7 protein-coding genes are annotated in these 11689 nt (G+C 36.8%); 5 read left to right on the forward strand and 2 right to left on the reverse strand.

All coding sequences use genetic code 11. The annotated features are described in order from the left end of the window. The first annotated feature begins 285 nt into the window (after positions 1 to 285). Positions 286 to 933, forward strand: a complete 648-nt coding sequence (locus tag D8M05_RS08560) for an SDR family oxidoreductase (protein ID WP_121130673.1) — start codon at positions 286 to 288, stop codon at positions 931 to 933. Positions 934 to 1025: 92 nt separating this feature from the next. On the opposite strand, the gene D8M05_RS08565 is transcribed toward D8M05_RS08560, so the two are convergent. Beyond that, positions 1026 to 3242, reverse strand: coding sequence for an LPXTG cell wall anchor domain-containing protein (locus tag D8M05_RS08565; protein WP_121130675.1), 2217 nt, complete (start codon positions 3240 to 3242; stop codon positions 1026 to 1028). A gap of 612 nt (positions 3243 to 3854) precedes the next feature. Between D8M05_RS08565 and D8M05_RS08570 the strand changes: the two genes are divergently transcribed. The 3 genes from D8M05_RS08570 to D8M05_RS08580 all read left to right on the forward strand — a co-directional run bounded on the left by D8M05_RS08570 (position 3855) and on the right by D8M05_RS08580 (position 9130). Continuing rightward, positions 3855 to 5108 carry an argininosuccinate synthase gene (locus D8M05_RS08570; protein WP_121130677.1) on the forward strand — a complete coding sequence of 418 codons (1254 nt, stop codon included), beginning with the start codon at positions 3855 to 3857 and terminating at the stop codon, positions 5106 to 5108. Further along, positions 5105 to 6517, forward strand: a complete 1413-nt coding sequence (gene argH, locus D8M05_RS08575) for an argininosuccinate lyase (RefSeq protein ID WP_121130679.1) — start codon at positions 5105 to 5107, stop codon at positions 6515 to 6517. The genes D8M05_RS08570 and argH overlap by 4 nt, the downstream gene beginning before the upstream one ends. A gap of 429 nt (positions 6518 to 6946) precedes the next feature. Beyond that, entirely contained in the window at positions 6947 to 9130 is a 2184-nt protein-coding gene (locus D8M05_RS08580) for a sensor domain-containing protein (RefSeq protein ID WP_245985268.1), read from the forward strand. Between the two features lie 219 nt (positions 9131 to 9349). Here the strand turns inward: D8M05_RS08580 and D8M05_RS08585 are convergent, their stop codons facing one another. Continuing rightward, entirely contained in the window at positions 9350 to 10411 is a 1062-nt protein-coding gene (locus D8M05_RS08585; RefSeq protein WP_121130681.1) for an NAD(P)/FAD-dependent oxidoreductase, read from the reverse strand. Positions 10412 to 10586: 175 nt separating this feature from the next. Between D8M05_RS08585 and D8M05_RS08590 the strand changes: the two genes are divergently transcribed. Beyond that, entirely contained in the window at positions 10587 to 11213 is a 627-nt protein-coding gene (locus tag D8M05_RS08590; protein ID WP_121130683.1) for a LytTR family DNA-binding domain-containing protein, read from the forward strand. Positions 11214 to 11689 lie beyond the last annotated feature (476 nt).

Raw genomic sequence — 11689 nt, forward strand, 5'->3', positions numbered from 1 at the left:
TCAAATGAACTTGATAAGCTCTCTCAAGATTGAAATAGAGCAAAATTCTCTTCAAATGAACTTGATAAGCTCTCTCAAGATTAAAATAGAGCAAAATTCTCTTCAAATGAACTTGATAAGCTCTCTCAAGAAAATTTCCCAAATTATTGTTGCGCATTCTATATAAATAGTGTAATTAACAATCCTTTAGAATACAGACTTGTTTTTAAAGCTATAAGCATCTTCGTTGAAAAGGTGTTTATATTCTGAAACAATATGGGTAATCTACAATGAGGAGTGATTAATGTGAATGTATTTTTAATTGGAGCAAATGGGCAGATTGGGAAACATATCGTTAAAATGTTACAAGATAGTAATGAACATACATTAAAAGCAATGGTACGAAGTGAAGAACAAGCAGAATTACTCAAAGCCTCTGGAGTAGATGCAGTTGTGGCTAACTTAGAAGGAAGTGTTGATGAAATAGCAGAGGCTATGAAGTCTTGTGACGCTGTTATCTTCACTGCAGGTTCTGGTGGAAAAACAGGCCCAGATAAGACATTATTGGTTGACCTTGACGGTGCGGTGAAATCGATGGAGGCTGCCGAATTGGTTGGCGCGAAACGTTACGTTATCGTTAGTGCGATTGGTGCTCATAATCGTGAAAGCTTTAAAGATAGTCCAATTAAGCCGTACATGGTTGCTAAACATTATGCTGATCGTATGCTACAGATGAGTGATTTGAATTATACAATTGTAAGACCTGGTGGATTGTTAAATGAGCCAGGAACAGGTCTTATTAAAGCAGCAGAAAACCTTGAAAGGGGAAGTATTCCTCGCGAGGACGTTGCCAAAACGGTAGTTGCAGCTTTGGATGAAGAAAGCACCTATTATAAGTCGTTTGATTTAATTTCTGGAGACAGTTCTGTTGAAGAGGGATTAAAAGCTCTTTAAGGTATGTGTTAAGAGGTCTACTAATTATTGTTTCACTTCAAATCATAAAAAAACACAATGCAAACAGTTGTTGGCATTGTGTTTTTCAATTATTAATTGGTTAATTTTCTCTTTCTAACAACGAATAATGCAATTCCAGCTATTGTTAGTATTGTTCCAAAGAGTAGCATGGAGTACATGTTTGTTGCAGTATCTGGTAATTCTGCCCCTTCTGTATGATTATTGGTTGTTTCACCATCTTTGTTAGAATGATCATTATCATTATCATTATCATTTGAAGGTTGATTTTCAGTTTGATTATTGTTGTCTGTGTTATCGTTTTCTGGTTGTTCATTATCATCGGCATTATTGTTATCATCTGATTGCTGCTCATCATCATTAGATGGTGTTTCATCATCTTCGTTGGATGGATTGTCTCCTTCTTCAGGATCTTGTTCTGGATTTTCTGGTTTTTCGTTGTCATCCTCTTCAGGAATGTCACCGTCATAAGCGACGATTTCAAATGGAACATAAAGCTCCTGTACAATTTCTTCCCCGTTTTGGAAAAGTGTAACAAGTACTTCTAAACCTTCTAATTCATCTAGAGAAGTATTGCTTTCTCCAAATGCTTCAAAATATCCTTGGTAGAAATTAACACCCTCAACGGTGTCAAGATTGATTGTTGCCTTATTTCCATCCCATGTTAAATCGAGATTTCCGCTGTTTAACGTATCTCCATTTATAAAGTCCTTCAAGGAATCTGGGATATCTCCTGAATTATAAGAATCAGGTTCGTGAATGGTAATATTATTTGGTACTAGAAATTCTACCTTAACCCTGTCAATACTATTTAATGTTAGGTTTTGTGTGTTAAATCCAAATCGTAATCCAAATTCATTTTCTTCAAGACCTGGGAAATCTCTGACAATTTGGCTCTCTGCACTGAACTTCCAAGTGTCTACCATCTCTGATAAATCAATGTTTATGGATCCAGCAAATTGCCCAACTTCTTGGTAATATTCGTCAATTGCATAAGCTGTAATGGTGGAAGCAGTGATGTTCTCCGTTGTTTGTCCAAGTAATGGAATTTGGATGGACGACTCTCCATTCTCTCCAGAAGCTAATTCTGGTAATTTAACAGCTACAGTTTGTAAACCGTCTCCTAGGTTTAGAATTTCGATATTATCAGGTGTATCTTCGGTATTAATTACAGCTACACCTTCAGGAAGCGTAAATCCTCCATATAAATTCGAAATGTCAAATTCAGTATTATTTGTTGTTTCTACTGTTAAATCTAATACATAATGACCCTTTTCATCATCGAATATTGCTTTGCCCGAAAGAGAGCCCTCGATGTCTAGTTCAGGTGTACCCTCCATTATGGAGAAGTCAATATCACGTTGACCTTCTATTTGTCCAAGATCCTCATAAGTCAACTCATCAACATTTACATTGTATAGGTATAGATTTAATACTGGATCATTATCATCTGGTTCTCCAACTAAAGGAATCGTAGGATAAACATATTTACTGTCAGGAAATTCCTTTACGTCTGGTATTTTAATGGCAATTCCATTTTTTCCATTAACAGGTAATTGTACAACGCCTGCCGGAACGTCCTCATCCGCCAAATAGACACCATTTGGTAGTGCGAATGCAATCCACTTTTGATTTAAGACTTGGCTACCAGACATGTTATTTAATCCAGCTTGTAATTCAAGTGTATAGTAGCCTTTATTAAAGTCATATTGAAGGCTTGTACCTGAGCGTTGGTTAATTGCTCCGTATATATTTGTAAGGTCCAATTCTTCATCTAATTGCTGTTGTTCAGTATTTTCTTCATCTATAATTTCTAATTCCTCATCTACTATTTCTTCTTCACCATCGGAAATAGTAGTCTCTTTTCCTTCTGCTTCGATATCGGATTCAATAATCTCGTCTTCTATAGTTGTGTTTGTTTCTTCATCATTCTCAGATGGCTCATCTGTCTCAATTGTTTGTTCTTCATTATTATTTGTGTTTACTGTTTCAGTTGTTTCTCCTGCTTCTTCTTCAACTTCCACATCAGATTCTTCAGTAACCTCAACTGGTTCAACAGTTGGCTCCTCGGCCGAGTCAGTAACATCATCATCTTCTACAGATGCTGAAACTTCTTCTGTCACATTATTATCGACCTGTGTACTTGCTTCTGTGGTGACCTCGGCGTTTTCTTCTGTCGTAATACTCGTTTCGTTAGGGTTTTGCTGATTATCTGACTCAGCAGCTAATGACGCTGAAGGATAGAAAATGAGCAAAAGTGATAATCCTAACATTGATACTTTCTTAAACATGAAATTCCTCCCTTTTCTATTGAACTAGAATGTTGATACTATTTAACTAGTAATAAAATATGGAAAACCCATAAGAAGTAATCTGCCTTCATTCTAGGTGTTGAAATATTATTGTAAGGATTGAAGTTTCACTCTAATTATGTAGTTTTACGATGGTTGGAGCGATCTGAGATGATTTACTATCCAACATTTAATTGATATGGATAATAGCAGGTATATCTTTCTAGGTAAATTAGTATCATACGAAAGAGAGTATAACGAATACAATTTGGAAGTACAATGGCTTATTGTCCCATGAGGAAACCCCCATAAGAATTGAAAAAAATGGATAATGGTGCTTGAACACGATAAAATCTAGTAATAATTTCATAGATAATTCAGAATTAGTAGTCCAAACCTGTATTAGGTAAAAAGTATTATTTGGTATAATTTTACAATTTATTTACAAAGATATTTCTTTTTTATGGATTTCCCAACTAAAATTTGCCAACTTTTTTGAAATATACTCTAAGCCAGAAGTAATTAAAATATTCCTAAAAATACTTGAATTATTATACATATTAGTGCATAATAATTCATTAATAAAAGATATACGGAGAGGGGAAATTTTTAATGAAGGAAAGAATCGTTTTAGCATATTCAGGTGGACTCGACACTTCTGTCGCGATTAAATGGTTACAGGATAAATATCATTACGATGTTATTGCCGTAGCTTTAGATGTTGGGGAAGGTAAGGATTTAGATTTTGTTAAGAAGAAAGCAATAGATGTTGGGGCAATTAAATCATACGTTATTGATGCAAAGACATTATTCGCAGATGAATACGTGCTACCAGCATTAAAGGCAAACTTACTATATGAAGGAAAGTATCCATTAATTTCTGCATTATCTCGTCCTTTAATTGCTAAAATCCTAGTTGATATTGCTGAAAAGGAAGGTGCAGTTGCGGTTGCGCATGGATGTACCGGTAAAGGTAATGACCAAGTTCGTTTTGACGTAGCCTTCACAGCATTAAATCCAAATCTTAAGATTGTTGCTCCCGTTCGAGAATGGGCGATGTCTAGAGAAGAGGAAATTAAATATGCGATAGATCATGGAATTCCTATACCAATCGATTTAGATAATCCGTTTAGTATTGACCAAAACCTCTGGGGACGTAGCAATGAATGTGGAATTCTTGAAGATCCTTGGGTAGAAGCACCGAAAGAAGCTTTTGATTTGACGGTCGATCCAATTGACGCACCGAATGAACCACAGCTTATCCAAATTACTTTTGATCAAGGGAAACCTGTTTCTTTAGATGGCAAAGCATTAGCCTTAGACGAATTAATTCTAGAACTCAATGACATTGCAGGGAAACATGGGGTTGGGCGTATTGATCACGTAGAAAATCGTTTAGTTGGAATTAAATCTCGTGAAATATATGAAGCACCAGCGGCTTTGACATTAATTGCTGCGCACCAAGAACTGGAAGCATTAACATTACCTAGAGAAGTTGCTGAGTTTAAACCGACAGTAGAGCAAAAACTTGCACAAACCGTATACTATGGCCAATGGTATTCACCACTAACGGAAGCACTTCAATCATTTATTGAAAAAACACAGGATTTTGTATCTGGAACAGTAAAGGTAAAACTATACAAAGGGCAAGCTCAGGTCGTAGGACGTGAATCGGCTCATTCATTATATGACTTTGATCTTGCAACCTATAATAAAGAGGATGCATTTGATCATGAGGCAGCATTAGGTTTTATTAAACTGTGGGGATTACCAACAAAAGTGCATGCAACAGTAAATCAAACCTTTTCTAAGGATAAGTCAATTGAAAAAGTAAAACTAGAAGTAAAGGAAGCTGTGAAACCGTGAAACTATGGGGCGGACGTTTTACAAAACCAACAAACGAGCTAGTTGATGAATATACTGCATCCATATATTTTGATAAAAAGTTAGCAAAGTATGATATTCGTGGTAGTCTTGCCCATGTTGAAATGCTTAAGGTTTGTGGGATAATTCCGGCTCACGATGCGGATGAAATTACTGCAGGATTAAATAAAGTTGCAACGAAAATAGAAAATGGCAAGGTGGAACTATCGACAGAAAATGAAGACATTCATATGAATGTTGAGAAACTACTAATAGAAGAGGTTGGTCCAGTAGGGGGCAAACTCCACACTGGCCGTAGTAGAAATGACCAAGTTGCTTTAGATATGCGGCTCTATTTAAGAGAAGCATTAATCGATTTGGTCGAGCTTCTAACAAAAGTTCAACAATCATTATTAGCTCAGGCAAAAGGAAACCTTGAAACAGTGATGCCAGGTTATACACATCTCCAACGGGCGCAACCTGTACTGTTTGGCCACCACATGATGGCATATGTCTATATGTTTGAGCGTGATGTGGAACGATTAATAGATAGCTTTAAACGAGTGAATAAGTCCCCACTTGGTGCAGGTGCTTTAGCTGGGACAACATTCCCTATTGACCGCCAGTATGTTGCTTCAAAACTGGGCTTCGAAGGGATATGTGAAAACAGTCTTGATGCAGTAAGTGACCGTGACTTTGTTGTTGAGTTTCTAGCAAATGCTTCTCTTATTTCGATGCATCTATCAAGACTTTGTGAGGAGATCGTACAATGGTCAAGTTCTGAATTTAATTTTGTGGAGCTAGATGATGCCTTTACTACAGGAAGTAGCATGATGCCACAGAAGAAGAATCCTGATGTTGCAGAACTTGTACGTGGGAAAACGGGTCGTGTTTATGGTCATCTAATGGGGATGCTAACAACATTAAAAGGCCTACCTCTGGCATATAATAAAGATATGCAAGAAGATAAAGAAGGCATGTTTGACACGGTAGAAACGCTAAGAGGTGCACTTTCTTTGTTTGCTCCAATGATTGAGACAATGCAAGTGAAGAAAGAGAGCATGTATGAGGCAGTAAGGAAAGATTTCTCTAATGCAACAGATCTTGCAGATTATTTAGTTGGCAAGGGAATGCCATTTAGGGAATCCCATGCAGTTGTTGGTCAGGTGGTTTTACATTGCATTAATCATAATAAATATTTGTTAGATTTATCGCTAGAAGAATTCCAATCTTTCTCAGCTCTGATTGAAACAGATATCTTTTCCACACTGCATCCAGAGCAAGTAGTAAATGCACGGGATGTTTCTGGAGGGACTGCTAAAAATCGTGTAGTGGAACAAATTGAACATATGGATGGCCAGGTGGAGAAAAAAATGGATTGGGTAAATCAACTTATAGAAAGATTTCAGTAAGCATTACAGAGGAAGAACCCTAGAGATAAATTAGGGTTCTTTTTTTATGTATATAGAAATGTATGATTTGGGAAGGTATCTAAATCCTGTCAAGGGGAAAGCGCTGTGTTCATGATTTATTTAATAAGCTGGTAAATAAAGGGAATATAAACTTCTGTAAGTTTGTTAATGACCATGCGTATGGTAAAATGGGCTTATATTTATCTCTTGTTGTGGATACCGAAATAAAGACGTTAAAAAATCTTGCATGATGTGAGTGGACTTGTAAAGAATGTTGTGCACATCACGATAGAGGTATTAACGTAAGTAAACATTTAAAAGATGACTATGGGAACCACAGGGTTAGCCTAATCATAAACTTCGGTTACGAAGGTGTTCCCCCACTTCAAGTAACTCGCCGGGAGCACACAGTGGTGGGGTAGTTCAATCATGGTGATACTACATAAGATTAAGGTGATAATAATGACAGATTGGTTTTTGGACGACTACTCTATCATGACACGAGAAGAATACTTAGAAATGAAAGATTTAGTAATAAAAAAAGAAGATATTATACCACAATTAGTTGATTTGAAATATGCCGTAGATCAAGCTACCATTTTGACTATTACAGATAAGGATGGAAAGATTCTATATGTAAATGACCAGTTTTGCAAAGTTATCCAATACTCTAAAGAAGAATTATTGGCTAACAATCATCGTATGCTTAACTCAGGGTACCACTCAAAGGAATATTATAAAAATCTCTGGGAGACGGTGATATCGGGCAATGTATGGCGAGGTGTCCTTCGAAATAAGGCGAAAGATGGGTCGTACATATGGCTTGATACGACAATTGTCCCTTTTCTTGATAAGGATGGAAAACCATATCAATACATTTCTATACGTGACGATGTTACTGAAAAAAAACAGGTTGAAGAAGAATTGAAGGAAAGTGAAGAAAAGTATCGATTAATTACAGAAAATACGTCAGATATCATAACTGTAATTAATCGCGATGGTAATATTATGTATATTACTCCATCAAGTTATGCTGTGCTAGGTCACAATATAGAGGACATAGAACATAGTAAATTTCTCAGATGGGTTCATAAAAATGATCGTGAAAATGTTACCCTAATGGTTAAAACAATCTTTAAGGGTAGAAAATCATTTGGTGATGTTGAATTTCGAATGCGGAAAAAAGATGGAAGCTTTCTGTCAGCAGAGGCAAAAATAAGTGCAGTGTTAGATGATGAGGGGAATGAAGTTGGAACGCTCGTACTAGTTATACGTGATATTACGTTACGGAAACATTCGGAGAAGATGATCTATCATCTATCCCATCATGACACATTAACAGGTCTACCTAACCGAGCATTTTTCATGAATCATCTCAGTAAAGAGTTTTACCATGCGAAGGTAATTCATGACGAGTTGGCAGTTTTATATTTAGATGTGGACAGGTTTAAAAATATTAATGATTCTTTAGGCCATGAAAAAGGTGATACTGTATTAACTGAAATAGCAAATCGGTTAAGAACATCCATACATGCAAAAGATTTTGTTGCGCGAATCGGTGGGGATGAATTTGTTATTTTGTTGAGTCGTTCAACGAGGGATGAAGTCATTGCAATAGCGGACAAGATAGTTGAAAGTCTCCAAAATCCAATTACAGTAAGTAAAAATTTGTATACCGTTACAGGTAGTATTGGGATATCTGTTTATCCATCTGAAGTCAAGACGCCAGAGGAATTATTAAAACAGGCAAATATCGCATCAGATACTGTTAAAGCGAAGGGTAGAAATAGTTATTTGTTTTTCCACAAAAATATGGAGGAAAGGTCATTAGAGCGGATTTTACTTGAGAATGAAATGAAAAAGGCTATCAAATTAGATCAGTTTACTTTAGAATATCAACCTAAAATAGATATTAAATCAGGTAAGCTCATTGGAATGGAAGCGCTAGTACGTTGGAATCATCCTGAGCTTGGGAAAATCCCGCCTGGGAAGTTTATACCGATTGCTGAAGAGACAGGCTTAATAACGGTATTAGGTGAAGTGATTCTAAGGAAGGGATGCGAGCAAACACACCGGTGGCAAGAGGAAGGATATACTGATCTAGTATTGTCTGTGAACCTATCTACTAAACAATTGTATCAAAATGACCTTATTGAAAAAATCAAGCTGATATTACGAGAAACCAATCTAGATTCAAAATGGTTGGAACTTGAGGTCACAGAAACTGCCTTTACGAATATTGATAATGCTCAAAGTATATTACAGGAAATACGAGACCTAGGAATTCAAGTGTCGATTGATGACTTTGGTGCGGGATATAGTTCTTTTAGCTACTTAAAGAACCTTCCAGTGAACACATTAAAAATAGATGCATCGTTTATCCGTGATATTGACTTAAATAAAGAAAGTCAAGCAATTGTCAATGGAATTGTCGATATTGCTGAGAAGTTAAAACTTAATGTTATTGCTGAGGGAATTGAAACTGTTGAGCAGTTAGATCAATTAAAAGATGCAGAATGCCCACAAGGACAAGGGTATTATTTTAGTAAGCCATTGACAGCAGATACGTTTCATCAATTTTTAAAAAAAGAACATCGTTTAACCTTCCACTAAAAGAGCCAGAGAAATGCTATAAGGAGACAGATCGCTAACTTTCCGAGGAATTTTATCAGATGCACCCCCATTAAACTATTCTAGGTCTATCATAATAAAAGAATATGAAGAATGTATTATTCCGTTATTAATATTTTGTAAAAATTAAAAAGGAGTCAGAGTGCCTGATTCCTTTTTTGATTTCGTGCGTATTTATCTGATTCGCTGTGGCTTCTTTGATTAATGCCGTTTACTCAACCAAAGAACACCTGACTTCGCAAGTCTAGGGAGAAAGCCAATCATTGGAAACTGCATCATATTTCCAAATCCGTCTGATTTACCTAAGGATCCAAGTGTACCCTTTAATTTAATTTGTTTTGGTTGCTTAGGTTTTTTATTATTAAAAATTGCCAACAAAATTTCAGCAATTTGTTCTCCCTGTTGCCCAGCTAATTGTCCACTTGGAGAAAGCTCGGAGGAAACGCAATCACCTAATACATAGACGTTAGGTTGTCTAGGAACTTGGTAAAATTCATTGGTTATGATTTTTTCATGTTTATCCTTCTCAAATGGAAGTTCCCTCACTAAATGATTCGGCCTTACACCAGCCGTCCAAATTGTCACATCATTTATGTAGCATACACCATTATTGCATACACCATCTTTTTCAACATATTCAACATTCGAGTTATGTATAACATCTACGTTATTCGCTACAAACCATTTCTCTACGTATTCTTGAATCTTAGAATCGAACGCTTTCAACACCGTTGGCCCTCTATCTAATAATCGGATATTCAAGTCTGGCCGGGATTCCCTAATCTCAGATGCGATTTCAATGCCACTTAAACCAGCGCCTATAATGGAGACTTTGCCGTATGCCTTTAAGTTTCCAACTGCAACCCCAGTATGGCGTGCCTTCTCAAATGTCTGCACACTTTCTGTATATTCCTGTGCCCCAGGAACGCCATGAAAGTTATCTTCACATCCAAGTCCTATTACTAAGTAGTCATAGGATATACTTTCCTCATCTTCTTCAAATATAATTTTCTGACTTTCTGTATCAATTTTCGTGATCTCTCGGAACACATATTGAACACGCCTGTCATCTGGGAAATCAACCCTTACATCTGTTTCTGCTGATGTTCCAGCAGCAATGGTATAAAATTCTGTTTTTAACGAACGAAATGGGTTTCGATCAATAACAGTGATATGTATATCTTCAGGTAATTGATAATCTAACAAACCAGAAAGGACCTTAATGCCGCCATATCCCCCACCTAAAATAATAAGTCTTTTCATGAAAATATCCCCTATTCTTATAAAAAGTGCTAACGTATTCTCCCACATATAGATTAGCAGAGTTTGGCGTGCCTGTCACCTCCCGATTTTTGTCGAATTATTGTTTATACGGGTCTTGTTTTCCTGTTATACTAACTTTAAAAAGTCGTATCCTTTGATTGGAGGAGTGAGGAATATGCACATATTAGATGTGATTGGGGAACTATTCTCCGATGAGATTTCAATTGCAGTAGCAAATACGAATGAGTATATGTACTATCTCCCGAGTAAACGAATCGATTTAAAGATAAAGCCTGGTGACCCCATAAAGGAGGGAACATTGGCTTACCGTGCGCTTTCCAAAGGACAGAAAGTATCCGAATTTATTCATCGAGATGTATTTGGTGTGCCATATCATGGTATGGCGGTTCCATACCTGAAGGATGATAGATTAGAAGGATGTGTACTGGCAATCTATCCTGCATACACGGATGGGAAATCAGTTGTTACTGTAAAAACAGGTGACGGTTGGAAACCTATTTCGTTTAATGATGTTAGGCATCTAGAGTATAAAGATAGGAAAACACATGTTTATACAGAGGAATTTCAAGGTATACATTCTAATTCATTACAGGAATTTGAGTATTTATTGCCGAGAGAATTTTTTATTCGTTGCCACAGGTCTTTTATCGTAAATGTAAATCATATCAAACATATTTATCCCGATTCTCATTCTACCTTTATGTTGGAACTAGATAACGGTACTCGAATCCCTGTTAGTCAATCTTATTCTAGTTATTTCAGGAAAATGTTGGGATTTTAGCGATATTATTCTGTTTGGATATTTTCTAAAAGATTGTTGTTAAGTCCACTATTTGTATAGACTTCGGATCTCTTTAATTCAGTATTGTGCAAAACACATCGTTCCGGAAACACACTTCGCTTTCCACGGGCGGCTGGTGAGCCTTCTTCGTGCTAACGCACTACGTAGTCTCACCTAGGCCTATCCTCCCGTAGGAGTCTACGTGTGTTTCCTCCACTAAGGTGCCTGCTCTACTTGTCTAAAATTAGAAATATGCTGTTTTTTACAGAAAACAACTGTCCGAAACGTGATTATATGGACTATAACTATAAAAATATCTAGAGCAGATATCATAGCGGAGGCAGAATACGAAGACTCCTACGGGAACAGCACGTGTCCGAAGACCAGGAAGAAGCGTTCTTTGCTTCTGAGAGGGCTGAGGCCGTGCCCGTGGAAAGCGAAGTATTCTGCCGCAGCGCAATGACGACATAAACCAA

The sequence above is a fragment of the Oceanobacillus bengalensis genome, assembly GCF_003628445.1.
Classification (GTDB): Bacteria; Bacillota; Bacilli; order Bacillales; family Amphibacillaceae; genus Oceanobacillus; species Oceanobacillus bengalensis.

What these genes read in the sequence shown, in the direction of transcription:
- D8M05_RS08565 (WP_121130675.1), bottom strand. Translation starts at nt 3,242, where the DNA reads ATGTTTAAGAAAGTATCAATGTTAGGATTATCACTTTTGCTCATTTTC.
- D8M05_RS08570 (WP_121130677.1), top strand. Translation starts at nt 3,855, where the DNA reads ATGAAGGAAAGAATCGTTTTAGCATATTCAGGTGGACTCGACACTTCT.
- D8M05_RS08580 (WP_245985268.1), top strand. Translation starts at nt 6,947, where the DNA reads ATGGTGATACTACATAAGATTAAGGTGATAATAATGACAGATTGGTTT.
- D8M05_RS08585 (WP_121130681.1), bottom strand. Translation starts at nt 10,411, where the DNA reads ATGAAAAGACTTATTATTTTAGGTGGGGGATATGGCGGCATTAAGGTC.
- D8M05_RS08590 (WP_121130683.1), top strand. Translation starts at nt 10,587, where the DNA reads ATGCACATATTAGATGTGATTGGGGAACTATTCTCCGATGAGATTTCA.